Source organism: Fervidobacterium nodosum Rt17-B1 (assembly GCF_000017545.1).
Taxonomy (GTDB): Bacteria; Thermotogota; Thermotogae; order Thermotogales; family Fervidobacteriaceae; genus Fervidobacterium; species Fervidobacterium nodosum.
Genome location: NC_009718.1, coordinates 1,529,221 through 1,554,451 on the forward strand (window position 1 = coordinate 1,529,221; position 25,231 = coordinate 1,554,451).

General features: G+C 36.9%; 22 protein-coding genes and 2 riboswitches. Of the genes, 12 read left to right on the plus strand and 10 right to left on the minus strand.

Annotated features, from left to right (window positions below):
- Positions 1-32: 32 nt before the first annotated feature.
- Positions 33-1,634, minus strand: a complete 1,602-nt coding sequence (locus tag FNOD_RS07380) for a tetratricopeptide repeat protein (protein WP_011994563.1) — start codon at positions 1,632-1,634, stop codon at positions 33-35.
- Between the two features lie 153 nt (positions 1,635-1,787).
- On the opposite strand from FNOD_RS07380, the gene FNOD_RS07385 reads away from it, so the two are divergent.
- From FNOD_RS07385 to ribH, 5 genes are all read left to right on the plus strand, one after another.
- On the plus strand, positions 1,788-3,062 hold the full coding sequence (locus tag FNOD_RS07385; RefSeq protein ID WP_011994564.1) for an MFS transporter: 1,275 nt from the start codon (positions 1,788-1,790) through the stop codon (positions 3,060-3,062).
- Positions 3,063-3,106: 44 nt separating this feature from the next.
- Positions 3,107-3,248, plus strand: a riboswitch (FMN riboswitch).
- A gap of 98 nt (positions 3,249-3,346) precedes the next feature.
- Positions 3,347-4,444, plus strand: coding sequence for a bifunctional diaminohydroxyphosphoribosylaminopyrimidine deaminase/5-amino-6-(5-phosphoribosylamino)uracil reductase RibD (ribD, locus tag FNOD_RS07390; protein ID WP_011994565.1), 1,098 nt, complete (start codon positions 3,347-3,349; stop codon positions 4,442-4,444).
- A gap of 38 nt (positions 4,445-4,482) precedes the next feature.
- On the plus strand, positions 4,483-5,022 hold the full coding sequence (locus tag FNOD_RS07395; RefSeq protein ID WP_238374581.1) for a riboflavin synthase: 540 nt from the start codon (positions 4,483-4,485) through the stop codon (positions 5,020-5,022).
- Positions 5,012-6,202 (plus strand): bifunctional 3,4-dihydroxy-2-butanone-4-phosphate synthase/GTP cyclohydrolase II, encoded by a 1,191-nt coding sequence (locus FNOD_RS07400; RefSeq protein ID WP_011994567.1) that lies wholly within the window; start codon positions 5,012-5,014, stop codon positions 6,200-6,202. Before FNOD_RS07395 ends, FNOD_RS07400 begins: the two co-directional genes overlap by 11 nt.
- Positions 6,199-6,690 carry a 6,7-dimethyl-8-ribityllumazine synthase gene (ribH, locus tag FNOD_RS07405; RefSeq protein WP_011994568.1) on the plus strand — a complete coding sequence of 164 codons (492 nt, stop codon included), beginning with the start codon at positions 6,199-6,201 and terminating at the stop codon, positions 6,688-6,690. The genes FNOD_RS07400 and ribH overlap by 4 nt, the downstream gene beginning before the upstream one ends.
- Positions 6,691-6,735: 45 nt before the next feature.
- Here ribH and FNOD_RS07410 read toward each other — a convergent pair whose 3' ends face one another.
- From FNOD_RS07410 to pulA, 9 genes are all read right to left on the minus strand, one after another.
- Positions 6,736-7,971: a thiamine-phosphate synthase family protein gene (locus FNOD_RS07410; protein ID WP_011994569.1), complete on the minus strand. Its 1,236-nt coding sequence runs from the start codon at positions 7,969-7,971 to the stop codon at positions 6,736-6,738.
- A gap of 2 nt (positions 7,972-7,973) precedes the next feature.
- A complete protein-coding gene (locus FNOD_RS07415) occupies positions 7,974-8,741 on the minus strand; it encodes a sugar phosphate isomerase/epimerase family protein (RefSeq protein ID WP_011994570.1) in 768 nt (255 codons plus the stop codon).
- 23 nt (positions 8,742-8,764) lie between these two features.
- Positions 8,765-10,042 (minus strand): phosphomethylpyrimidine synthase ThiC, encoded by a 1,278-nt coding sequence (gene thiC / locus FNOD_RS07420; RefSeq protein ID WP_011994571.1) that lies wholly within the window; start codon positions 10,040-10,042, stop codon positions 8,765-8,767.
- Entirely contained in the window at positions 10,039-10,866 is an 828-nt protein-coding gene (locus tag FNOD_RS07425) for a sulfide-dependent adenosine diphosphate thiazole synthase (RefSeq protein ID WP_041257209.1), read from the minus strand. Before FNOD_RS07425 ends, thiC begins: the two co-directional genes overlap by 4 nt.
- 108 nt (positions 10,867-10,974) lie before the next feature.
- Positions 10,975-11,087: riboswitch (TPP riboswitch) on the minus strand.
- A 108-nt stretch (positions 11,088-11,195) separates the two neighbouring features.
- Positions 11,196-11,531 (minus strand): histidine triad nucleotide-binding protein, encoded by a 336-nt coding sequence (locus FNOD_RS07430; RefSeq protein WP_011994573.1) that lies wholly within the window; start codon positions 11,529-11,531, stop codon positions 11,196-11,198.
- 28 nt (positions 11,532-11,559) lie between these two features.
- Positions 11,560-12,840 (minus strand): hypothetical protein, encoded by a 1,281-nt coding sequence (locus FNOD_RS07435; RefSeq protein WP_011994574.1) that lies wholly within the window; start codon positions 12,838-12,840, stop codon positions 11,560-11,562.
- 5 nt (positions 12,841-12,845) lie between these two features.
- A complete protein-coding gene (gene ileS / locus FNOD_RS07440) occupies positions 12,846-15,587 on the minus strand; it encodes an isoleucine--tRNA ligase (RefSeq protein ID WP_011994575.1) in 2,742 nt (913 codons plus the stop codon).
- A 112-nt stretch (positions 15,588-15,699) separates the two neighbouring features.
- Positions 15,700-16,056, minus strand: coding sequence for a response regulator (locus FNOD_RS07445; protein ID WP_011994576.1), 357 nt, complete (start codon positions 16,054-16,056; stop codon positions 15,700-15,702).
- A 66-nt stretch (positions 16,057-16,122) separates the two neighbouring features.
- On the minus strand, positions 16,123-18,648 hold the full coding sequence (gene pulA / locus FNOD_RS07450; RefSeq protein ID WP_011994577.1) for a type I pullulanase: 2,526 nt from the start codon (positions 18,646-18,648) through the stop codon (positions 16,123-16,125).
- Between the two features lie 196 nt (positions 18,649-18,844).
- Here pulA and FNOD_RS07455 point away from each other — a divergent pair, with 196 nt between their 5' ends.
- From FNOD_RS07455 to FNOD_RS07485, 7 genes are all read left to right on the plus strand, one after another.
- Complete coding sequence (locus FNOD_RS07455) at positions 18,845-19,681, plus strand: phosphate ABC transporter substrate-binding protein (protein WP_011994578.1); 837 nt, start codon at positions 18,845-18,847, stop codon at positions 19,679-19,681.
- Positions 19,682-19,794: 113 nt separating this feature from the next.
- Positions 19,795-20,658 (plus strand): PstC family ABC transporter permease, encoded by an 864-nt coding sequence (locus FNOD_RS07460; RefSeq protein WP_011994579.1) that lies wholly within the window; start codon positions 19,795-19,797, stop codon positions 20,656-20,658.
- Positions 20,655-21,506: a phosphate ABC transporter permease PstA gene (gene pstA / locus FNOD_RS07465; protein WP_011994580.1), complete on the plus strand. Its 852-nt coding sequence runs from the start codon at positions 20,655-20,657 to the stop codon at positions 21,504-21,506. The genes FNOD_RS07460 and pstA overlap by 4 nt, the downstream gene beginning before the upstream one ends.
- On the plus strand, positions 21,503-22,273 hold the full coding sequence (gene pstB / locus FNOD_RS07470) for a phosphate ABC transporter ATP-binding protein PstB (protein WP_011994581.1): 771 nt from the start codon (positions 21,503-21,505) through the stop codon (positions 22,271-22,273). The genes pstA and pstB overlap by 4 nt, the downstream gene beginning before the upstream one ends.
- A 47-nt stretch (positions 22,274-22,320) precedes the next feature.
- Positions 22,321-22,968, plus strand: a complete 648-nt coding sequence (gene phoU, locus FNOD_RS07475) for a phosphate signaling complex protein PhoU (protein ID WP_011994582.1) — start codon at positions 22,321-22,323, stop codon at positions 22,966-22,968.
- Positions 22,965-23,654 (plus strand): response regulator transcription factor, encoded by a 690-nt coding sequence (locus tag FNOD_RS07480; protein ID WP_011994583.1) that lies wholly within the window; start codon positions 22,965-22,967, stop codon positions 23,652-23,654. Before phoU ends, FNOD_RS07480 begins: the two co-directional genes overlap by 4 nt.
- A gap of 227 nt (positions 23,655-23,881) precedes the next feature.
- The gene (locus FNOD_RS07485) at positions 23,882-25,069 is read left to right on the plus strand and encodes an ISL3 family transposase (protein WP_011994584.1); all 1,188 of its coding nucleotides are present in this window, start codon (positions 23,882-23,884) and stop codon (positions 25,067-25,069) included.
- Positions 25,070-25,231 lie beyond the last annotated feature (162 nt).

Sequence of the window (25,231 nt, forward strand, 5' to 3'; positions counted from 1 at the left end):
GTTTTATATCAATATTTTTTCAATGAATTATTTTATGCTTTTCTTATTTTATCCATTATTTCAACGAAAAATCCGACAGTTTTTCTGAGCATTTCGTTTTTTATGTTCTTAATCTCTTCTTTTGTTGGAAAGTATCCAATGGCTTTTACGAGGTTGAGTGTGAATTCAGCGTAATTTGTGATTTCTGCATCGAAGAAGTTATCCAACGGTTGATTGAGTAGTTGAAGCAATTGCTTAGAAAAGTCGAAGTGTAGTTCATCAATTTCCGGATGGATGTCTTCTATAAAATGGTCAACGTTGCTTTCGTTAGAGAGTATGTATTGGTAAAGTCTTAGAATGGTAGTTGTACAAGCTAATGGAAGTCCTGTACCTATTGTCGCAATTGTTAATATCGTTGCGTTCTTTTCCATTATAATTGGGTCTGTACCCGCTATGTACATTCCTGAGAGTATGTACGGGAAGTTTTCAAAGTTTGGGTTGTGATTATCGAATGGTTGAATGTTTATTTTTGTAATTTCAGCGAATTTGTCTATCAATATATTTCCATCATCGTCCGTTGATTCTATGATTATTTCCAATTCTTTTTCAAATGGGAATTTCACTTTTTCTAAGACACTTTCCGCCTTTTTCATTTCGTTGATGTATTCACTTTCAAAGTCTTTCTTGCCAACGTAAAATTGTATCCTTTCAAAATTTTCTGGGAAGTGTTCTTCTATTTTTTTGAATGTTTCGTATGCTTCTTCGTAAAGTCCAAGTCTTCTTTGGAGTATGCCAAGTTCGTTTAAGACTTCTGGTGTCTGGACTTCTTTTGATAAATCCAATAATATTTTGTAAGCTTCCATATGTTTGCCCAATTTTGTAAGTGTATAAGCGAGATTGTAGGTAATCTCAGCTTTTTTACCGGTGCTAAGTCCCAATTTGAATATTTCTTCGGCTTTTTCGTATTGTTGCCTAAGGTTGTATAAAACACCTAATCTGAGGTATGCCTCTGGCATGGGTTCGATTTCGAGCCCTTCTTTTGTTGCATACTGGTGCAGTTTGTCGCGTGCGATTATGGATTTGTAAAACATCTCCGCATCGTCAAGTTGACCGAGCTCCATGTAAGTATCGCCTATTTTCAATAGAGGCAATAAGAAGTTTGGGTCTTTTTCGTAAGCTTTTCTGTACGCTTCTATTGCATCTTCGTAATCTTTTTCTGCGAATAGTACGTTACCTAGTTCATAGTAAGCTAAGGCAAAGTCTGGGTTAAGTGTTAAAGCTTGTTTGAATTCGATTTCAGCGAATTCATAGTTCCCCATTTTTGCTTGGAGTAATGCGTTGTAGAAATGGTAACGATAGTCGTAATGGAGTTCTTTTACTTTTTTTAGTATTTCTTCAGCTTCTGCGTAATTTTTTTCGTTTAGCAAAACTTTGAATTTTTCATAGTAAAAATATACAAGGTAAGATAACCAATAGTCACTTTTCTCAACCTTGTACTGTTCTTCTAAGCCTCTGAGTATAACATCGAGTGGAATGTTATCTTGGTCAGTTATTAATGGCAAATCTTCCGCTAAAACTGGTAATTTAACAGGTAAGTTCAATCGTTTTGCCACATCAACTTTGATTGGTAAATAAACAAGTACTTTTATAGCCAATCACCTCCGATGGTTTTTCTTTCTTGTTGTAACATCAAATAATTATACACCAATTTTGTCTGATTTTCGATTGTATTTGTACTTTTATTTTTTTGTCATCAATAGACAATAAGTGTAATGTATGGTAAAATACAAAATTGGGAGGTGGTAAATGTGGTAAGTTTAGACAGTGTAATAGAACAAAAGATCGCGCCTAACTATCAAAAGAAAATGCTTTTTATTACTTCTCTGATGTGGATGTTTGACGCAGCGGGAGTTTTGGTTTTGTCTTTTACTTTACCGAATATATCGAAAGAATGGAATTTATCGGTTTCAACTTCTGCTAATGTTATCAGCTCCACATTCGTTGGTATGCTTATAGGTGCACTGAGTGTTGGAATAGTTTCTGATATGTTTGGTAGGAAGCTTTCCAATATTCTTTATTTCTTATTTACTGTTATTTTCACAGCGTTGCTGGGGTTTACAAAAGATGTTGGCACTTTTATTGTACTTCGTTTGTTGGCAGGTATCGGTTACGGTGGCCTTATGCCATCTGTGAATGCTTATATGGCTGAATTTACAGGTAGGGGATTAAGAGGGGCGTACCTGGTTCTTCTTGAAGCTAGCTGGGCTATTGGAAGTATAATCATTGGATTGATTTCTGTTTTAACGGTTGGTGTTAGTTGGAGGATAAGTTACTATGTTTTCTTGATAGGTATTTTGTTGCTTCCAATGTTGTTTAAACTTCCCGAATCACCGAGGTTTGTTTTCAAAAAGTCTGGTAAAGAAAAGCTAGAAAAGGTGTTTTCGATTAAAATAGAAGATAACATAGAGCCTATTCCCGAATCGAAAGTAGGTGTAATTGATATACTTAAGGGTGCTTATTTTAAACGTACTGTAATGATATGGATTCAATGGTTTACGGTGAGTTTTGTTTACTATACGCTATTTTCATGGGCGCCTAAGATATTCGCTCAGCAGGGACTAAGTGCGACTAAATCTCTGTGGTTTACTTTCTTTATGATGGTTGCACAACTTCCAGGATATCTTTCTGCGGCTTATTTTATAGAGAAGATTGGAAGGAAAAAATCTTTGGTTGTTTACACGCTCGGTATGGCTATTACTTCTATTATATGGGCATTCGTTAGTTCGACGGTTCAATTGGTAATTGTTGCTTTACTTTTATCGTTCTTCACGTTGGGCGTTTGGGGGTTAGTTTACGCATACACACCAGAACTTTATCCAACAGCGATGAGGGGAACTGGGAATGGCATGGCGGGGGTTATAGCAAGGATTGCAGGTATATTGGCTCCTCAGTACGGTGGTTTTATGCTCGCCAATAATAAATCGTTCCTTGAGATTTTTGGTTACCTTGCTTTACTTTCTATTATCTCATCAATTATCGCAGGGATAATGGGCGTTGAAACAAAACAGAAAGATATATTTTAAAATGTAATATGGTATAATATATTTCGAAAAGGCGAAAATATTCAGGGTACTCTCGGGGCAGGGTGAAATTCCCGACCGGCGGTGAAAGCCCGCGAGCCTTCCGAAAGTTTTTAAGTTTTTTGTAGGAAGGTTGATCCGGTGGAATTCCGGAGCCGACGGTGAAAGTCCGGATGGGAGAGAGTACCAAGAGCATTTGCTATTGTGCTCAGATGTTAAATGGTTAGTAATCAAGCCCCGAGAGTAAAAAGACTCTCGGGGCGTTTATTTTTGATTCTTCAAAAGGGGTGATTTTTCTGAACGAAGATAAGGTTCATGAAAGATTTATGAAACTTGCCATAGTTATTGCAAAGAAAGGTATTGGGTTTGTAAATCCTAACCCACCTGTTGGTGCCGTTATTGTTAAAGACGGTAAGATTTTGAGTATGGGATATCACAAATACTATGGTGGGTACCATGCTGAAAGGGATGCGATATTGTCTGCTTTAAACGCAGGGATTGATATTTCCGGTTCAACTATGTACGTAACTCTTGAACCGTGCGACCACTATGGCAAGACACCACCGTGTACCGATTTGATAATTCAGTCTGGAATAAAGGAGGTTTACATAGCTTGCACGGACCCTAATCCAATTAGTGGAAACGGTGCTGAGAAATTGCGAAAAAATGGTGTGGATGTGCACATCGGCTTACTCGAGGAAGAAGCGAGAGAATTGGCAAAGTTCTTTTTTAAGTCCGTTGAGACTGGGATTCCATATGTTACGTTAAAATACGCTGCTACGCTTGATGGGAAAATCGCGGATGTTAACGGAAACTCTAAATGGATTACAGATGAGTTGAGGAAGGTTGTTCACAAATTGAGAAGTGAACATATGGCGGTTTTAGTGGGCGCAGGTACGGTTATTAAAGATAATCCGACGCTCAACGTTAGGTTTTTAAAAAGCAAGAAGAGGAATCCTATAAAAGTTGTGCTTGATAAAAGAGGTGTTATTTTTGAAAAGATAAAAGATTTGAACGTATTTCAAGGCGAAAAGGTGATTGTTTTTACGGAAAAGCAAGTGAGTGCTCCTGAGCTCAATGGAGTGAATGGAGTGAAGATATTTAATGTTTTGGAACCGATTGAGATTCTTAAGACACTTTACAAGGAAGAACGTGTAGATTCTGTGCTAGTAGAAGGTGGGAGCGAGATTTTCAGCCAATTTTTGCCCTTTGCCGATGAGATTTATGGTTTTTACGGATTGAAAGCTTTGGGTAAAGGTAAAGGTATTTTTGAAAATATAGTGAATTTTATAGATTCCCCTTTCGATTTTTCGATTAAGCATTTTAAAGTTTCGAAGAATAAGAAAGAATTCTTGGTGGTGATGAAGAGATGTTCACAGGGATAATACAAAAGGTAGCAAAGGGAGTTTTGGTGGGGAATAGGTTGAAAATTGAGCGTTGTTGGGGAGATTTATCACTGGGAGAGAGTATTGCCATTAACGGTGTTTGTCTTACACTTACAGATTTTGACGATTCGTTTATGTATTTCGATGTTGGGGCGGAAACGTTGAAGTTAACTAATATTAAATACGAGAAGTTATTTAATTTGGAAAGGGCTTTGAAACTTGGAGATTCTGTTTCTGGACATTTTGTGACTGGTCATGTCGATGGTATGGTGAAGCTTATAGCTAAGCATATATACGATAAAACATTGTATCTTACTTTCTCAATGCCAAAGGAAAGATGGGGAGTTGTTAAGAAAGGTTCTATAGCTTTGAACGGAGTTAGTCTTACTATCGCGAATGCATCTCTTGATACTTTTACTGTTCAACTTATACCACACACAATAGAAAATACGACGTTTAAATTTATTACCTCTGGTTCCTATGTCAACTATGAGATTGATGTATTAGCAAGGTTTATTCATAATGAATTAAATAATCTTGAGAAGGGGTATAAGGATGGGATGATGTATGAGTATTGAATTGGGTATTTTGAAGGATTTGAGGGAGTATTTTCTTTCGGGTAAACCACTTATATTAATTGATGAGAATAGAGAAAAAGAAGGGGATTTTGTTTATCCAGCCGAGCTTATCGATGAGAGTATGGTTGAATTTTTTGTCAGGTATGGTAAAGGGCTTTTTTGTTTGGTTGCACCGGAAGGTGATTTACTGAGCAGAGGATTTTTCAAGTTGCCCACGAATTACGGCGCAAATTATTTTATTCCAATAGATTTTGGTGATGGTACAGGGATAAGTGCGTATGAAAGGGCGGTAACTTGCAGGGCGTTGGCTAATAGAGACAAAAAAATAAGTGAATTTAGGTATCCAGGTCATGTGATGTTGATTGGTTCGCAGGATTTTTCCAAAAGGCGTGGGCACAGCGAATCTTCGGTTGAGCTCATGAAAATGTGTGGATTTAAGCCTTACTCTGTTATTGTTGAAATTTTAAACGAGAGAGGCGACTCGCATGATTTTGATTATTTAAGTAAATTAGCTGAGAAGTTTGAATTGAAGACTATGAGTATTAAAGATGTATGGAGACTTTACGTTTTAAGTAATGAACTTATCAAGATTAAATCCACTGCGAAATTACCAACCGAATATGGGATATTTGAAATTGTTTCTTTTGACAATAAATTAGATTACAAAGAGCATTTTGCGCTTGTTAAGCGATGGCAAGGTGTGCCACTTGTAAGGATTCACTCTGAATGTGTGACTGGCGATTGCTTATCTTCTCTAAGGTGTGATTGCGGCTCGCAACTTGGTAAAGCTTTGAAGATGATAGAAAAAGATGGAGGAGTGCTTATTTACCTTAGGCAGGAAGGGAGGGATATAGGTTTAAGCGCAAAAATAAGTGCTTATGAACTTCAAGATAAAGGGTTGGATACGTACGAGGCGAATGTAAAACTGGGGTTTAAACCTGACCAGCGCGATTATGCAGCGGCAAGTCAGATATTAAAAGCACTTGGCATTGATAAAGTAAGGCTTTTAACGAATAATCCAAACAAGGTTAAGGCTTTAGAAAGTTATGGGATAAGCGTCGTTGAACGTGTGAGCCTTTATGGGAAAGTAACGAAATTCAATGTGAGTTATCTAAAGACTAAGGTAGAAAAATTTGGTCATTTGATAGAGATTGAAGGGTCAAAGGAGGTCAATTTATGAGCAACGGTTACAAAAATTACAAAGTAATTGAAGGCGGTTTTTCAGGAGAAGGTTTGCGTTTTGGGATAGTTTTGTCAAGGTTTAATAGTACCGTTACTGAAAGGCTTCTTGAGGGTGCTGTAGATTGTTTGACAAGGCATGGTGTGAGATACGAAGACATCGAAGTTGTTAGAGTGCCGGGAAGTATGGAAGTTGCGTATGCACTTAATTTGATGACAAAGCAGGAGGAACGATACGATGGGATAATTGTATTAGCTGCTGTTATCCAAGGTGAGACTTACCATTTCAATATTGTCGCTAATGAAATAGGAAAGGTTGTTGCTCAATTTAATATGACTTCGAAGATTCCTATCACTTTTGGCGTGTTGACAACGGATACTGTAGAACAAGCTTTGAATAGAGCTGGAATAAAGAGTGGTAACAAAGGGTTTGAAGCAGCTATGGCTGCGTTGGAGATGGTGAATTTGAAAAAGGCTTTTAATGGTTGATAAAAATTAAAGGCTTCGGTCTTTTTCCGAAGCCTTTAATTTTTGCTATTCTGAAATGCCAACGATTATTTTTATTTTCTGTATTACTTCTTGAGGATTTCTTCCGAATACTCTTATCATCGCTTCTTTTCCATACCAACCTTCATCGTAAATGATATCGGGAAGCTCTTCTGTTTTTTCTAAGGCGTATTTTATCATCCATTGCATGGAACTTCCATCGCTGTTTTTAATCTCTTCAGGTTCTAAGTTTCTATCGTATTTAAATACTTTCAGACCTTGTTTCAGAGCGTTTTCTATGTATTTTTCTTCGTATCTCACATTGCTTACACATCTTACGTAAGGTTTGAACGACTTTGCCGTTATAGCCATTCTTGCTGTGTGCGATTTGTCATTAAAAGACGGGTCTGAGACAAAGCACGCTTTTCCTTCCTTTAGTCTTATTCTCCCTGGAAATTTAGCCACGTCTTCTTCGCATTGCGACCATGGAAGTGCGTAAGAGATATTTTGGCCAACTTCTGGAATAGTTAAGTGGCCTATCTTTTCTATTTCTTCCTTCACGATTCTTAGGCTTTCTAATGCGTCGTATTTCATCCACTCACGGGCGAGTTTTTCACTTTGCACTTGCTGTATTTCCGTACTTCTTTCTAGAATTTTGCTCATTACAATCATCGCAGATTGAATAGCCTCTTCCACGGGGTAATCCATAGATAGAAATCCTGTGAAAATGCTTGTGAAAGCACATCCAGTTCCGTGGAATGATGAACCTTTAGGTCCTTTAATTCTTTTTGTCTTCATCTCTTTGTCATTATAGTAAACGCTAATGTATTCTCCTTCGGTATGGCCGTACGTTACAATAAATTTTTCTGAAGGTTTAACATCTAACTCTTGCGCTTCTTTGTTGTTTAAAACAATGTAATCGGCGTAATCAAAATTTTCTTTAACGATTTCTCTTTGCTCAAATTCGTACCCAGAACTTGCTTTGAGAACAATGTTCCAAACAATTTTTGCATCTGGGTATTTTTCTCGAATGAGTTTGACCATTTCAGGAGATATGAGCCCTATTTTTATATAATCAGGCTTGGGAAGAACTGTTAGCTCTGAATCTATTTCTTCCCATTTTCTGAATTTTGCCAGAAAGACTTTCTCGCTATTTTGAACTGTATAAGCACTAACAACTCCTATCGCACTTATTCCAAGCAAAGATAACGATTTTATATCCTGTAAAATCCCTGCTCCCGCCGATGGGTCAAATCCAGATACGACAAGTACTGTATTTGACATATTTACACCGCCTCCCAATACTCTAAGAGCTTACTCAATTCATTTGGACAATCGTTTGATGGCTCGATTACCAAATCTATATCTAATTTTTTAACTTGGGCTATAAGCTCAAGTATCTTTTTGAATTGTAAAGAATCCCCCCACGGCGCATGGTGACATTTGTTGTATGTTTCAATATCAGCGTAATAAAGATGGTATTCTTTGGTGTACTCGATTGTTTGATTGAGAAAGTCTATGGGATCAAGCATGTAATACTCAGTGTCTATGAGTAAATGGCCGATATCTATGCATAACTTAGTGTTGGTTTCTTTCGCGAGCCATACATAATCTTGTGGATTATGGAAATAATCATTTAAATATACATTTTCAATTCTAGTTTCTATAATTCGATTTAAATTTACGATATGGTTTATCGCTTGATTTACTATCTTTTCCTTTTTCCAATTATCCTTCTGCTTTGCGTTTGGAAAGTGGATTACTATATATTCTGCGCCTATGTTTTTTGCAAATTTACCACAAAATACGTTCGTTATGTATGTGTCTATTCTCAAATCTTCTAAGAGGTGCGTTGGGAATGGATGCGTTTCTTTGTATTTGTATATAAACGGTGCATGTATTCCAAATGTCGCGTTTCGTTTTTTTAGGAAGTTTAAGACTGTCTCAACATCTTGTTGCTTAAAAAATGTGAGTTCGTAATGTGATGATACCGGTAAAGTTTCTATTTTTTCGATATTTGCCCTTATCATGCTTGTTGATATGCCTTTTCGCATTTTTTATCCCCTTTTGATTTTATTTATTTTGCGTATTCGTTAGCTATTTTTATTGCGCAAAAAGGACCACACATCGAACAGCCTTTTTCTTCGTATGGTCTTTTCTTTAAGTAATCTTTAGCTTTTTCAGAGTGGATAGCCAATTCGAACATCTTCTCCCAATCAAATTTACTCCTTGCTATGGCCATTTGTTTTTCGAGTTCTAAGGCTTTTTTGTTTCCACGAGCCACATCGGCTATCGTTGCTGCTATTTTTGAAGCTATAACACCTTCTTTGACATCTTCAACAGTTGGAAGTGAAACATGCTCAGATGGTGTTACATAACACAGGAAATCGGCACCATAGTAAGCTGCCAAAGCTCCTCCAATAGCGCTAACTATATGGTCGTATCCAACACCTCTATCTGTGGGGAGGGGACCTAATAAAAATATTGGAGCACCTTTTCCCACTTTTTTCATCAATTTCACGTTCATCTCTATATCATTGAGTGGTACGTGTCCAGGACCCTCTAACATGACTTGTACGCCTTTTTCCCAAGCTCTTTCAACCAATTCGCGCATAACGAACAATTCTTCCAATTGTTGATGGTCAGTGGCATCAAGAATAGCGCCGGGTCTCATGCCATCACCTAAGCTAAGCGTTACGTCGTATTCTCTAGCTATATCTAATATCTCGTCGAAATACTCATAGAAAGGATTTTCTTTGTTATTTTTTATCATCCAGCCTGTGACAATCGCTCCCCCGCGACTAACTATTTTTAGTATTCTTTGGTTGTTTTTAACCTTTTCAAGCACGTTTTTCGTTATTCCAACGTGAATGGTCATGAAGTCTATACCATCTTCTGCGTGCGATTTAACCATATCTATGAAATCTTTCTCTGAGAAATCTACAACGTTTTTTCCAGATTTGTACGAAAGAACAGCGGAATCGTAAATTGGTACTGAACCAACCGGCACAGGGCTCATTTCGACTAAAATTCTTCTCATTTCCTTTAAATCTCCCCACGTGGAGAGTACCATGACGGAATCCGCACCAGAGTCTATAGCTACTTTTAACTTTTCGATTTCTTCTTCAAGTGAACTATAGCCAAGTGATGTTCCAATGTTTGCGTTAACTTTTACAGAAAATCCTTCACCGACAACCATTGGTCTTGATATTTTGTGGATTTTGTTTTTTGGTATAACGGCTTTTCCAGAAGAAAGTTTTTCTAATATTTCTTTAACATCTACACCCTCATATTCTGCACAAATTGACATTTCTGGAGATATTTGAGATTTTCTTGCCATTTCAAGTTGTGTCATACTCTCACCCACATCTTATCTTCTGAGGTTTCTATTCTTTTCAGCTCTTCTTCTATCAATTCAGCAGCGCGAAGACCAGACATTATCATTCCACCGAAAATTGGCCCCATTCTTGGTCCACCACCGACACTTACCGCCGCCATGCCCATGACGTAAAGACCGGGGTAAATTTCTTTTGTGTTTTCAACGACGAATTTTTCACCATTCTCAGCGTCCATTGGAAATTCGTATTCAACAACTCCGCATGAGCAAAGGTTTTCCGAAGAACCTTTTACAGAATTAATTATTCCTCTTTTGGAGAGTAATCTGACGAGATTTGCTGGATGTCCCGTGCCGTCAACTGTGAATTTAGCTACAACCGTTATAGGGTCGACGTGTAATTTTTCCTTTATAGTTGGCATCCAGTTTATGACAACACCGGATATTCTTTCATTGTACATAACAAGGTCTTCAACGAATACGTTATTGAATATATACGCACCATTTTTCGTTGCGTTGTAAAGCATTGCGGAAGCAAAGTGCACGGCATCAACAACGATGAACTCATCTTCCTTTTTGTACTTAATATGATGTTCCTTCAAATACCATTCGAGTTCACTTTCCAAAACTAGTTCATTGAACATCATTCCACCGCCCCAAATACCTCCGCCAGGTTCGTTTTTCGCCTCAAAAATCGCTACTTTTCTACCATTTTTGGCAAGTTCTGTGGCAAGAGCAAGGGCGCTTGGCCCACATCCAGCTATAGCTACATCTACATTCAGCACATCGTTTAGTTTTTGGAAGTAATGCTTTACGATAAGTTGGGAAATCTTTAAGTCTTTCATACTCATCTCCTCCCTGTTTTGAAGTTTTTTACAATAAAAAATCCCTCCGAATTTTCTTCGGAGGGATTTTTGTTTTGATATTTCATTTTGCTTATTTAACTTTTTTACAATAATTACCACTCCCAATCCCTCCGCCGGTATTACCCGGATCAGGTTCGTAGGGTCGAGGGATTGCCTCCCTCCTCTCAGCCCCGCAGTATGGAGCTCCCCTTGGGAGAATATTCACTTTTTCTAATTTGATTTTATCTTACCTATATCTGTATGTCAATTGCCGATTTTTGGTGAATTTGTTTGATTATTTGTATTTTGATAGCTCAGAATCGATTCAATCAACCCAAAGCGCCTAATTTTCTTCCGCCGATTATATGGAAGTGTATGTGGTGAACTTCTTGACCAGCGTCTTTGCCATTGTTTTGGACGATTCTATAGCTTTCGAGGTTTTGGTCTTTTGTTACTTTTTTTATCACTTCAAATAGTTTCCACATGTTTTTAGAATCTTCTTCGGAAAGGTCGTTTATTGTCGCAATGTGTTTTTTGTATATCGCAAGCAGATGAACAGGAGCGACTGGGCGAATGTCTTTGATAACGATAAAGTCATTGTCTTCGTATACTTTTTCAGAAGGTATTTGCCCATCGATTATTTTGCAAAATACACAATCATTCATCATTTTCACCCCCACAATCTGAAAGATTTCATTTTTTAATTTTGTTTATTGTTTTTATCTTACTTTCAAGGTTGTAATATTTTCCATTGCCTACGTTGAGCGCGTTTGCACTTGTATTGAATAAGTAGATTATTGAATAATCATCAATATCAATTTGGTTTAATTCAGAATTTTTTGATTTAACTAATCCACCTTTTAGAATTTTCAGCGATGAAATTTTCGAATTAACTATGTTCAGCTCAGAAAGATCCGAGATTTCAGAGTTGTCTATTTGAGAGTCGTACATGATTACTTTGGAAAGTAGAGAAGTCACGAAGGTGTTTACTACAGAGTTGTTTATATATACTTTTCCGCAATTTTGGATGTTTAGGTTTTCTATCTTTGAGTTTATTATATACACAGCGTAAGCGCCATTTATTGTTACATTTTGAAGCTCAGAATTTCTTATGACGACAAAATTTGGTAGTACTAAATTGGCATTGTTGGCCTTCGCGTTATCAAGAAAGATTAAAGCCCCTATATCGGAGTTTATGTTTGTAGTGTAAGCATTCCCATTTAAGTAAAGTATGCCACTTTGGGTTACGCTTAATCTTCCGCTTTCGAGGATAGTTATTGGACCTGTTGATATGAATGAACCTTTGATGTTTAGCTCAGAATTGAGCGCGTTCATTATAACCACGCCTTCCTCAAGTATGAGCCCACTTTGTTCGTTTAGAATAACTTTGCTCAGGAGTCTGTAAGGTGATTTTGAAGAGAGTAAGAATTTTTTCCCAGATATGTTTGTTATTGGGACTTGGGAATCTAGTATGTCTAGTTTTTCAAGTAGTGGAGGGATGAATATAACATCGGAGATATTACCGAATTCATCTTCAAATACCGCGATTTGAGGATTTTCAGACAAGGTTACTTCCGTGCTCTTTACCGGATTTCCTAACGAACGGTTGGTTGGATTAATTACTAAAGCCGCTTTGGTGAATGTATAAGCATACAAAGATTGGGTAACTTCAATAGGTTCTTTGTCTGGTTGTGTCTTAACTTCCACGGTGTATGTCTTGTTGTCTATTGTAATTTTTCTTTCACCATCTTTAAGGAGCATTCCATCTAAAAAGGTGTACGGATAATTTTTTCCGTCGACTTTTATAGTCTTATTTAACTCTATTTTTTTAATTCCCAATTTTGAAGGTATCGATTGAGAAGCCTCGGCGGCGTACACCACCGAGGATGCAAAGAATGTGAATATTGTTAATATTAGAATCTTATAAACAAAAGATTTTCTAAATGTTTCTATGTTTAATCTTTTAATAGTCATGTTTTTTATTTTCTTTCCCCTCTCAGCACTGCGCTACACCTTGGACAGGTTTCTGGGTGATTTTCATCTTTTCCTGTATCTGGATGGTATTTCCAACATCTTTGACATTTTTGACCTTCCGCATGTTCAACTAATACAGTCACAAGCTGCCCGTTTATACCATCTGATAGTTCGTTTAATATAGAGACTTTTGATACGATAAAGAAGTCTTCCAGCATATCGGCATATTTTTCAAGTAATTGACCAATTTCGCTGTTTTTAGGTTCGATTTTAACATGTGCGTCAAGTGAGTGACCGATTACATCAGAAGAACGTGCGTTTTCGAGTGCTTTTAGAACGTCGTCTCTAACAAGCAGCAGTTGTTGGAATTCTTCGAGTAAGTTTTCATTGATAAATTCTTTTCTCACTTCTGGCCAATTTTCAAGGTGTACGCTTTCATACTTTTTCAGAGGACTTTCTTGGTAAGCTTCTTCAGCTGTAAATGGCATAATTGGCGCAAGGATTTTGATAAGTGCTTCGAGGATGTAATAAAGTACTGTTTGCGCAGACCTTCTGTAAATTGAGTCTTTGGCTTCAACGTAAAGTCTGTCTTTAAGTATGTCAAGATAGATGGAACTTAATTCTGTAGTACAGTATTTTACTGTTGCGTTGTAAACTTTTGAGTATTCGAATTCTTCGTAATATTGTGTTACTTGTTCAATGTATTTCTGTAATCTTCCAAGTGCCCATTTGTCAAGTGGGAGTAGTTTTTCGTATGGTAAGATATCATTTTCTGTGAAGTCGTAAAGGTTGCTAAGTAAGTATCTGAGCGTGTTTCTAAGTTTTCTATATACTTCAACTTGTTGTTCTATTATATTCTTTCCAACCCTTATGTTATCAAAGAAGTCGGTGCTTGCCACCCATAGTCTTAGTATGTCCGCACCGTATTTATTTACAATTTCCATTGGGTCGATTACGTTTCCAAGTGATTTACTCATTTTTCTGCCTTGTTCGTCTTTGATAAATCCGTGCGTAACAACTGTTTTGAATGGCGCATTTCCTGTCTTTGCTGTTGCGAGGAATATTGAGCTTTGGAACCATCCTCTGTGTTGGTCATCGCCTTCCAAGTACAAGTCAACGGGGAATTTCTCACCCTTTGACCTTATAACCGCTTCCCAAGAACAACCTGAATCAATCCAAACGTCTAATGTGTCGTAAGTCTTTTCAAATTCTTTGCTTCCGCACTTTGGGCAGGAGAAATCAGATGGTATAAGTTCTTTTATGTCAAGTTCGAACCAAGCGTCAGTACCTTTTTCTTTGACTATATTCGCAAAGTGTTCTATAACTTTTGGATCGAGTGTAACTTCGTCGCATGACTTACATTTTACTGCGGGGATTGGTACACCCCAAACTCTTTGTCTTGATATAGTCCAGTCAGGTCTTTCTTGGACCATCGCGGTGATTCTATTTTCTCCCCATGATGGGTACCATTTTACTTTCTTTATTTGTTCAAGAACTTTTCCCCTTAAGTTGTTTTTGTTGACAGAGATAAACCATTGAGGTGTTGCACGGAACATAACGGGACCTTTACAGCGCCAGCAATGTGGATAACTATGGCTAATTTTTCCAAATTTTATCAATGCCCCTGCTTTTTCTAAATCTTCGACTACTACTTTGTTTGCGTCCCAGATTTTCAATCCTTCGTACTTTCCAGCTTCTTTTGTGAATTTTCCTTCGTCATCGACTGGCGATAAGATTGGGAGGTTGTATTTTAAACCAGTCTGATAGTCTTCTTCACCGTGTCCAGGCGCTGTATGGACACAACCAGTACCATCTTCAAGGGTAACGTAATCGGCGAGTACGATAACGGAAGTTCTGTCGTACAAAGGATGTTTTGTTAATTTGCCTTCTAAGGTTTTTCCCAAGAATTTTTCGGTTACTTGGAATTCGATACCTGTTTCTGAAGCGAATTTTTGCAATAGACCATCGGCGACAATCCAGTATTCGTTTCCAACTTTGATTTTCAAATATTCGTATTCTGGATGGAGCGCTATTGCAACGTTTGCAGGAATTGTCCAAGGTGTTGTTGTCCAGATGACAACGTATGTATCTGGTTGGTCAACCATTTGGAATTTTACGTATATTGATGGAGATTCGTGGTCGTGGTATTCGATTTCTGCTTCCGCAAGCGCGGTTCTACAAGTTGGGCACCAGTAAACTGGTTTGTTGCCACGATAGACATTCCCATTTTCAACCAATGTTTTGAATACATCTAATATGTGGTACTCGTAGTCTGGTGTGAGTGTTATGTATGGATGCTCCCAATCGCCTTTCACGCCAAGTCTTTTAAACTCTTCTCTTTGAATATCCACGTATTTTAAAGCGAATTCTTTACAAAGTTTTCTTATTTCAACTGGAGATTTTTTCTTTGCTTCTTCGCCAAGGGTTGTTGTGACTCTGTGCTCGATTGGAAGACCGTGTGTATCCCATCCAGGTACGTATGGGACTCTGTAACCACGCATCGTTTTGTATCTTGTTACGAAATCTTTCAAAATTTTGTTCATTGCGGTACCAAGATGGATATCTCCATTTGCGTAAGGAGGTCCATCATGGAGCAAATACGTTGGAGCACCTTCGCGGGTCTCAAGCGTTTTTTTGTAAATTTCTTTCTCTTCCCAGTATTTAAGCATGTTTGGTTCTTTTTGGACTAAATTTGCTTTCATTTGGAAGTTGGTCTGTGGCAAGTTCAATGTTTCTTTGTAATCCAATTCAAACACCTCCTGATTTTGCTTAGAATTTATATGATAATTATTATATTTGTATATATAAAGACAAAAAGGGGTGAGTGCCCACCCCTTTTTGTCTGGTGTGGGCACTATATCACATGTTAATTAAACGGCTTATTATTTCTTTTAATTCTGTCAAGTCAGAAGATTTAACAACGTAAGCATCAGCGGCCCAAGAAGCCATATCACTTTTGTAATGCGAATAAGCGGTTAACAATACTAATTTAACATCACGCTTTATTTCTCTCAATTTTCCGGCAAGTTCAAGTCCGTTCATTCCTGGCATTTCTATATCAATCGTTACAAGATCGTATGTTTTTTCTGTGAATTTTCTTAGGGCTTCTTCTCCATTTGCCGCTTCATCTACGTCATAGCCAGCATCGGTAAGCTCTTCCGTAACCAATAGTCTCATGTTTGGTTCATCTTCCACGACAAGAATCCTTTTGGGCATATATCCTACCCCCTTTCTTGGGGATATTATACCACAATACTGATAGTTTTTTCAATAATTTTAATTTTACTTGTACATTACCATCGCGGATATGGATTTTACAGTTATTTTTCCACTAACTTGATACAATACTTTTGTACCTGCGTTTTGTTGGTCGACTACTACGTTCCATGTGCCTTCTGGTAATGTAAAATCTTGGTCTTTTGTATCACCGTTGTATATGACGAGTATCTCTTTCCAGCTATCGTTTTCATCTTTGATTGTAAAGGCAACCATTTTCCTTGTGGTTGGCAAAAATGTGATTTTCTTTTTTATATCATCTGCTGTTCTTTGTCTGAATGCTGGATGAGCTTTTCTGATTTCTATGAGTCCTTTGTAGTAATTGAAGACATCTATGAATTCTGCTTTTCTTGCATAATCAAGACCGTTTATTGAAATTGGTGAGTTATATGAATTTTCATCACCTTTTTTGGTTCTTGCAAAATCTTGGCCAGCGTGTAAGAATGGTATACCTTGAGAAGTTAATAGTATGGCTCCAGCTAATTTTTGAGCGTTTTTGAGCATTTCTTCTGTCCATTTTATGTTTGTATCTGCTTGAGCTGCTAAGTAATTTTTATCCCAAAGTGTGTGGTTATCATGGCATGCAACGTAATTAATTGTTTCTTCTGGGTCTTTTGCAAAGCTTCTTATTACATCGTCGTACTCAATGCTTCCGACAACGCCACGTTTGATCGCTGTTTCTTTTGCAAGCGCGCCCATTAAGAAACCTTTGACTGTTGCGTTGAACACGGAACCCCTCATAGCGTCTCTGAATTCATCGTTAAATGCAGCGATGTGTGTTCCACCAACATCTGATTTTCCGAATCTTATTGGAGCACCCCAACCACCCCATGGTTCACCGTAGAGCAATATCGTTGGATCTATAGCGTGCAATTCTTTTTCCAAATCTAGCATTGTTTTCTTATCCATGAGACCCATTTGGTCGAATCTGAATCCATCAACATGGTATTCTAATACCCACCACTTCAATGTATCAATAACGTATTTTCTAAGCATTGGTCTTTCTGTTGCCATGACATTTCCAACGCCGCTTTCGTTCAAATAAGCGCCTGTCTTATCGATTCTGTAGAAATAGTAAGGGACCGCTGTGTCAAATGGTGAAAGAACGCCGATACCAAATGTATGTGGGAATACCATATCGAGTATTACTCTTATTCCATTTTCGTGTAATGCTTTGACCATTTGCTTGACTTCGTTTATCCTAACGTGTGGGTCAATTGGGTTTGTTGAGTATCTACCTTCTGGTACTGTGAATAAGTAAGGATCGTATCCCCAATTGTAGCTCTTTTCAAAATCTCTTTCTGATTCATCACCTGTGTAGAAATCAAACATTGGAAGGATATGCACATGCGTAACGCCTAATTCAACAAGGTGGTCTAAACCAGTTGTAACGCCATTTGGTCCTCTTGTACCCTTTTCGGTAAGGCCAAGGTATGTAGCTTTATTTTTGACATTGGAGTTGTCAAGTCCTGTCATATCTGCAATATGAATTTCGTAGATTATAGCGTCTTCAAGAGCTTTCATGGTTGGTCTTACATCTTTATCCCAGTCAGATGGGTTTGTCTTTTTCAGATCTATGATTGCGCTCTTTGCAGAGTTTTTCGTGACTGCTTTGGAGAAGTAATCTACTCCTTCCCTATACTCTCCGTAACTGAAATATCTTATTCTATAGAACCAACCTTCCCAATCACCATCGAGAACGGCTTCCCACGCGCCATTTCCGATGTATTTCATAGGTACGACTTTTGTAGGTTCTTTGTCATCCCAATTTTTGTAAAGTAGTAAATCTACTGTCTTTGAGACAGGAGACCATACTCTGATTGTAGTTTTAGTTGGAGAATACTCAAAACCAAGTGGACCATCGTAGTATATTTTGTCTAAGATTTCCATCATGATTACTCTTGCTGGTTTGTAGCCTTCGATTTCAACTTGGACATCTTTGTTGACTTCGTCAAGCTTTATTGGTTCAGCAAGAGTGATTTTTACGTGGTTTGTTTTTGATATATCCGTTGGATTTGCTTTTTCAACCTTTGCAACTTTTCTTTCAACACCGTCGACTGTAACTTTTGCGCTAACTTTTGTAGTATCAACTTGTCCTGTTAAGTAAGCTTCGATAACATCCTGTGCTCTAGCTTGAGCGAAAAGTACTCTTGGGCTTGTATCTGGCTTTGTTGTGTATATCTGTTCGATACCTTGCAACAACCACACCTCCGCTTTTCCATCTTTTATCGATATAAATCTATCCATCGCAACATCTTTTTCCTTCCATTCATTAAGTCTAACAATGATTCCAACTTTTGTCAAAGTTTCGTCGAATTTAACTCTTGCTACGACACCGAAATCATCTTTTTCAGTAAATTGATATGCCGCGCCGTCTTTAGAGATAGGCTCTACCCACCAAATCCATAGGTTCCAACCATCGTAATTACCATCCCAGCGATGATAATGGATGACCAGTTCTGTTGCTGCGTATGAGAAAACAACAGCTAATAAAAATAGAAAAACAAGAGCTTTCTTAGAAAAATTAACCATAGTAGCACCTCCTATTTTTGAGTTTGAAGAATTTTGAAAATTCCAATATAAATTATACATTACTTATTCAATTTTTGCATATTTTTTTGGAATCATTTCCAAATTTTCTTAATATTTCTTAACGTTTCAAAATTTTTTCCAAATAATTCTATTAGAAAATTAAGCTGTAAACTTCAAAAACTGGGAGGTGCATATTATGAGAAGATTTTTATTAGGTATTTTGGTTTTAGTTCTCGCTTTAAACATTTTTGCAGTGGATAAGAATACTTTAGTTATCAAAGGTTCAAACACGTTACTTGATGTTGCGCAACTTTGGGTTGAGGAATTCAACAAACTTTATCCCGAAATAAAAGTTACACTTGAAGGCGCAGGTAGTTCTACGGGTATAGCTGCTTTATTCAACAATACAACGGATATCGCCAACTCAAGTAGATGGCTTAAGAATTCAGAAGTGCAGAATATGTTCAATCAGAAAAAGTGGCTTGCCCCTATTTTGGTTGCGTGGGACGGTATAGCGATAGTTGTACACAAAGATATTCAGATGAAGAATATAACAATCCAACAATTGAAAGATATTTACACTGGGAAAATAACAAGGTGGAACCAAATTGATCCAAATCTTCCAGCGAGAGATATAGTAGCGTTTTCGAGAAATACGGCTTCTGGTACATTCGAGGTCTTTAAAGAAAAGGTTTTAGGTGATGAAAAGATGTCTCCAAGGGTAAGGATGTTGGAATCATCTATGGCAGAACTTGAAACAGTAGCAAAAACACCATTTTCAATAGCTTATTTTGGCGTTGGATATGTTGATCCGAACCAAGTTAAGGTTCTCACAGTAAATGGCATTTCGCCATCAAAGCAAAATATATTGGCTGGTAAATACCCACTTTCAAGACCGCTCTTTGTGTTCGTGGATGTAACAAACGGTTGGCCGGAAGAAGGTCCAGTCGCAGAATATCTTAAGTTCATAATGTCAAAGAAAGGACAAGAATTGGTTGAAAAAGCAGGCTTTGTCGCAGCGTTAGGTCAGTAATAAGGAATATACACAAGGTAGATGGTTATGCGGATATTTGAAAGCAACCATCTACCTTTTCATATAAATCTAAATAATTTAAAAATTAAAACCTTTTTAGAAAGGAGATTCACATGAATCGAGCTTTAAAAGATAGAGTTAGGAACCTGCTGCTAATTGTACCTGCGATATTGGCAATAAGCACTCTCTTTGGAATATATGTGTATCTCATTAAAGAATCTCTTCCTGCCCTAAAAAATGTTGGGGCAGAACTTTTTCTTTCGAATCAATGGTATCCTGTTTGGGATCCTCCAGAATTTGGAATGCGAAATCTTATAGTAAATTCAATATTGATAACCGTACTTGGTTCATTATTGGTTTTACCAATAGCTTATTTTATAGCTTTATATCTCCATGGTTACGCTTATTTTAGAGAAAAATATGTAATACGGAGGATATTTGAATATCTATCTGGTATTCCTTCCGTGATAATAGCTTTTGTGCTTTTAGATTTTGCGAGCCCGCTTTTTCCAAAAATTGGTATATACTCGCCTCAAAATTTACTCCTTGCGCTCATAGGACTTTTCTTTTTGACTATACCTATTGCCACTATACTCATTCTTGAATCTTTAGATAACGTACCACGCGAATTAGAAGAAGCAAGTGCCGCGCTTGGAGCAAACGAGTTCAAAACTTACACAAAAGTTACTTCCAAAGCAGCTCTTCCTGGTATTATGAACGCAATTGTCCTTACGGCCAATAGGATTGTGGGAGAAACGATAGTGGTTTTATTACTTGGTGGAGGAGCTTCAATAGTACCTCAAAAGTTAACTGACCCGATGAAAACATTGACGGCCGCAATAGCAAGTGAAATGCCAGAAACAGCACGAGGCTCTATGCATTATCATGCTCTTTTTGCCGCTGGATTTATACTCATAATCTTTTCCACTATTTTTGAAATTGTTTCAATTTCCATTTTAAGGAGGCATAAGAAATGAATGAGATAAATGTAAATGAGCTTGTTATTAATAGTAAATCATCCAAGAAAAATAAAAGAGCGAATGTGTTTTTGAGGATTTTAACGTATTTAATTTCTTTGATGATAATTGTTTTGTTTTTGCTTGCCTTTATACCAGGTTTAAAATACTGGAATTTAACGTTTTTTGCTCAATTTCCTAAAGATGGAATGACAGGTGGAGGAATTTTCCCAGCTATTCTTGGGTCTTTGCTTTTAACGTTAACGGCACTTGCGATAAGTATACCTCTTGGTATCTTACTTGGTGTTGTTTTGTCTGAATACAATCTTGAATATATAAAGTTCGTTGTGACTATTCTTAGCGGAATTCCCTCAGTTGTTTATGGGCTTTTCGGTCTTGGGCTTTTTTGTATAACTATGGGAATGCGCACGTCTATTTTAGCTGGTGGATTAACATTATCACTCCTTGTTTTGCCTGTCATTTCATCATCAGTTTACGAAACGATGAGGGCAATTCCTATGGAATTGAGAGAAGCTGCTTACGCACTTGGCGCGAAGAAAAGTGAAGTGATCTTTGAAATGCTGTTGCCCGCAGCAAAAAAATCCATATTGACAGTTTCTTTCGTTTCTGCGGGAAGGGCGATAGGAGAAACTGCACCGTTGATACTCACTGCAGCGGTATTTTATGCGACCGACCTTCCAAGAAATTTACTTTCACCAGTCATGACACTGCCAACACATTTGTATTTCTTAGCGGCAGCCTACGGTGAGAAGGCACGTTGGATGGCAGAGGGAACAGCGTCCGTTCTTATAGTTTTCGTTATATTAGTCTACACATTAGCATTTATGTTTAGGAGGGAAGAGAGATGAAGAATATTTCTAATGAGCTTGTTTTGGATATAAAGGATTTTAACGCTTATTATGGTGCAAAGAAAGCTGTAAAAAATGCAAATTTAAAAATATACAAGAACAAAATTACCGCGATTATGGGACCTTCTGGATGTGGGAAGTCCACACTTTTGAGAAGTATAAATAGGATAAATGATTTAATACCAGATTTCAAGGTTGATGGTGAAATTCTATTCCATGGAAAGAATATATACGATAAAGATGTTGATATTTATACTTTACGCAGGAAGATAGGGATGGTTTTCCAAAAACCAACACCGTTTCCCATGTCTATATATGATAATATAGCTTATGGATTGAAACTTATCGGTATAACAGATAAAAAGGAAATAAAAGAAAAAGTTAAGTGGTCCCTTGAAAAAGCAGCGCTTTGGGACGAAGTTAAGGCGGAGTTGGATAAGAGTGCGTTGAGATTATCAGGAGGTCAACAACAAAGATTGTGTATAGCACGGGCTATAGCTATCGAACCAGAGGTAATTCTCTTCGATGAGCCAACGTCCGCGCTTGACCCTGTAGCCACCCAAAAGATAGAAAGTTTAATTGAAGAATTAGCTGAAGAGTTTACGATAGTTATAGTGACTCACAATATAGGTCAAGCATCTAGAATTTCAGATTACACAGTTTTCATGTATCAAGGTGAAATCGTTGAACAAAATTATACCGCTGAAATTTTACGAAATCCACAGCATGAAATCACTCAGCAGTTTTTAAGTGGTAAAATTGGATAGAGAAATGAAAAATAAAAATTTAAAAGTTTAATAGGGAGGAAAATAAAATGGTTGAAATGAGACATCATTTTGAGAAAGAATTTTCATTACTTAGAGCGGAACTTGTAAAGATGGTATCTTTGGTAAGTGATTCTGTTGATATATCTTCAAAGGCTTTCGAGAACCTTGATAAAAGCCTTGCAATAAAAGTTATAGAATTAGACGATGAAATTGATAATCTCAACAGGGAGATAGAAAATCTCGTTTACGATATAATTGCAAGGTTTAATCCATTGGGGAAGGATCTTAGATATGTTGTTGCGGCTATGAAGCTCTCAAATAACTTGGAGCGTATTGCCGACCACTCTTGTAATTTTGCGGAAAGAACTATATGGATAGTTGAACACTTGCCAGATTTTAAACCATCTATGCTTGTTAAAGAGATGTTTGGAGTAGTTATAGGGATGCTACAAAAGACAGTTATAGCTTTCTCCAAAAGAGATGTGAATTTAGCTATCGAAACATGGAAAATGGATGATGTAGTAGACAACCTTGATAGAAGAATAACAAATGAAGTTGATAATATTGAACCGCATTCGCTTGTACTTTATGTTTTGTTTTCAAGAGACCTTGAACGAATAGCCGACCATCTTACGAACGTATGTGAGGAAATTGTTTTTATAGAAACCGGAAAGGAGTTGAAATCATTTCTATGAGAGTTCTCATCGTTGAAGATGAGCGTATTATCGCAGAAAATCTTCAAAAGTTGCTCAAATCAGATGGTTTTGAATCGGATGTCGCTAATGGGATAAACGATATGTATAGGAAACTTGAGAAAAATACTTATGAAGTTATATTGCTCGATTTGATGTTACCTGATGGAAATGCTATAAACGAGATTCAAACGCTCAAAAATGAGTTTCCTGATATAGGTATTATCGTAATTTCAGCAAAGAGTACGGATATTGATAAGATACTTGGTATAGAACTTGGAGCTGACGATTACGTTGGAAAACCTTTCAATCCAAGAGAAGTTGTTGCTAGAGTTAAAGCGTATTTACGCCGTACAAAAGGCATAAAAGAGGTTATACGTTATGGTAAATTGGAGATATATCCATCTGATTACGTTGTCCTTTACGATGGGCAAAAGATAGATTTAACCGCAAAAGAATTTGAAATATTGAAATTGTTGGCTCAAAGACCAGACAGGGTTTATTCTCGTGAAGAAATATTAGAGACCATCTGGACTGATGAGTATGATGTTTTTGATAGAGTTGTCGATGTACATATAAATAGTCTTAGAAAGAAACTTGGAAAAGATTGGATAATAACCGTTAGGGGGGTTGGGTACAAATTTTCAAAAAAGGGAGATGCCCAATCAAGTGAAAATGAGCGATTATGATAAGGACTTTGTAAGGGTACTATTAAACAATTTAGAAGAAGCGATCTTTTTACTCGATAAAACAACTATCACATTTGCCAATGAAATGGCAAAAAGTTTTGGCTCTATAATAAATATTGGGGTGTGTAAAAAGGAAAAAATATAGCACTTATTCTGAATGCCTGCTATAATAAAAACTGTTTTATGACAAAAAAAACACTCAAAAAGAAAGGAGGCATCCAGAATAAGTGCTCAAATCTAATTATATCACTGAACTTTTAAAATCGAAAGATATTATTCTTCACCAAATGAATGAGAATGAAAGTGAAATAGAACTTCACATAAGTCAGGTACAAAAGCCCCACAAATGTCCTAAATGTGGTAATATTACAAGTAAGGTACATGATTATCACACACAGAAGGTAAAAGACGTACCTATAATGGGCAAGAAAACATATTTGATTATAAGAAAGAGAAGATATGTCTGCAAAGCATGTGGGAAGAAGTTTTTTGAACACATAAGTTTTTTAGGCAAATCTCAAAGGATGACAAATAGACTTGCAGCATATATTATAAGTCAACTTGGAAGTTTAACAAGTATGAAAGAGATAGCAAAACACACAAATGTTTCAGTGACAACAGTTATGAGATTGTTTGATAAAGTAAATCCAGGTCAAACTGTAGATGAGTTTTCTTCTGAAGCAATATGTGTAGACGAGTTTAAAGGCAATGCAGGTGGAGCAAAATATCAATGTATATTTGTAGATCCTGTAAAAGGGCAAATAATCGAGATTTTGAAAGATAGAAAGCAAAATATTTTAATTGAGTATTTTAAGAGGCTGAAAGGTAGAGATAAAGTAAAATATTTTATCTGTGATATGTGGAGACCATTTGTAGAGGTAGCAAAAACATATTTTAAAAACGCTAAAATAGTGATAGACAAATTTCATTTTACCCGATACGTTTATTGGGCTTTAGAAAATGTGAGGAAAAGGGTACAAAAGGAATTAGGAAGTAATTTGAGGAGATATTTTAAGAGGAGTAGGAAGTTGTTATTGAAGAATTATGAAGAACTTGAGCCTGAGCAAAGAGAAGAATTAGAAGTAATGTTTTGGTATAGTCAAGATTTGAGGAAAGCCCATCAACTCAAAGAAGAATTTAAGAGAGTGTTAAAGAGCAGTAATTCTGAAGAAGCAAGACTCGTATTAAAAAAGTGGATAGAGAGAGCAGAGCAAAGTGGACTTTCTGAATTTATGAGATGTGTAAAGGTTTTTAGGAGCTGGTTTTCTGAGATAGTAAATGCATTTGATGTTCCATATACGAATAGTACGACAGAGGGTTTTAACAACAAGATAAAAGTATTAAAGAGGAATGGATTTGGATACAGGAATTTTGAAAGATTCAGGAAGAGGATTTTGTACAGTTGTGGTAGATAAGTTGAAAAAGTTGAATATTTAAAAACCCACTATATGAGTGGGCAAAAGTGGTATTAGTTTTTTTAGATTTGATTGCCTATAATATACATTAATAACATTTAATGTATGCTTGAAAAAGCTAAAAAGGTGGGCATTCAGAATACCCACCCCACTACTTGACAA

Coding starts and splice junctions, on each gene's coding strand:
- FNOD_RS07400 (WP_011994567.1), top strand. CDS start 5,012: ATGAGTATTGAATTGGGTATTTTGAAGGATTTGAGGGAGTATTTTCTT.
- ribH (WP_011994568.1), top strand. CDS start 6,199: ATGAGCAACGGTTACAAAAATTACAAAGTAATTGAAGGCGGTTTTTCA.
- FNOD_RS07410 (WP_011994569.1), bottom strand. CDS start 7,971: ATGTCAAATACAGTACTTGTCGTATCTGGATTTGACCCATCGGCGGGA.
- FNOD_RS07415 (WP_011994570.1), bottom strand. CDS start 8,741: ATGCGAAAAGGCATATCAACAAGCATGATAAGGGCAAATATCGAAAAA.
- thiC (WP_011994571.1), bottom strand. CDS start 10,042: ATGACACAACTTGAAATGGCAAGAAAATCTCAAATATCTCCAGAAATG.
- FNOD_RS07425 (WP_041257209.1), bottom strand. CDS start 10,866: ATGAAAGACTTAAAGATTTCCCAACTTATCGTAAAGCATTACTTCCAA.
- FNOD_RS07430 (WP_011994573.1), bottom strand. CDS start 11,531: ATGAATGATTGTGTATTTTGCAAAATAATCGATGGGCAAATACCTTCT.
- FNOD_RS07435 (WP_011994574.1), bottom strand. CDS start 12,840: ATGACTATTAAAAGATTAAACATAGAAACATTTAGAAAATCTTTTGTT.
- FNOD_RS07445 (WP_011994576.1), bottom strand. CDS start 16,056: ATGCCCAAAAGGATTCTTGTCGTGGAAGATGAACCAAACATGAGACTA.
- pulA (WP_011994577.1), bottom strand. CDS start 18,648: ATGGTTAATTTTTCTAAGAAAGCTCTTGTTTTTCTATTTTTATTAGCT.
- FNOD_RS07455 (WP_011994578.1), top strand. CDS start 18,845: ATGAGAAGATTTTTATTAGGTATTTTGGTTTTAGTTCTCGCTTTAAAC.
- FNOD_RS07460 (WP_011994579.1), top strand. CDS start 19,795: ATGAATCGAGCTTTAAAAGATAGAGTTAGGAACCTGCTGCTAATTGTA.
- pstA (WP_011994580.1), top strand. CDS start 20,655: ATGAATGAGATAAATGTAAATGAGCTTGTTATTAATAGTAAATCATCC.
- pstB (WP_011994581.1), top strand. CDS start 21,503: ATGAAGAATATTTCTAATGAGCTTGTTTTGGATATAAAGGATTTTAAC.
- phoU (WP_011994582.1), top strand. CDS start 22,321: ATGGTTGAAATGAGACATCATTTTGAGAAAGAATTTTCATTACTTAGA.
- FNOD_RS07480 (WP_011994583.1), top strand. CDS start 22,965: ATGAGAGTTCTCATCGTTGAAGATGAGCGTATTATCGCAGAAAATCTT.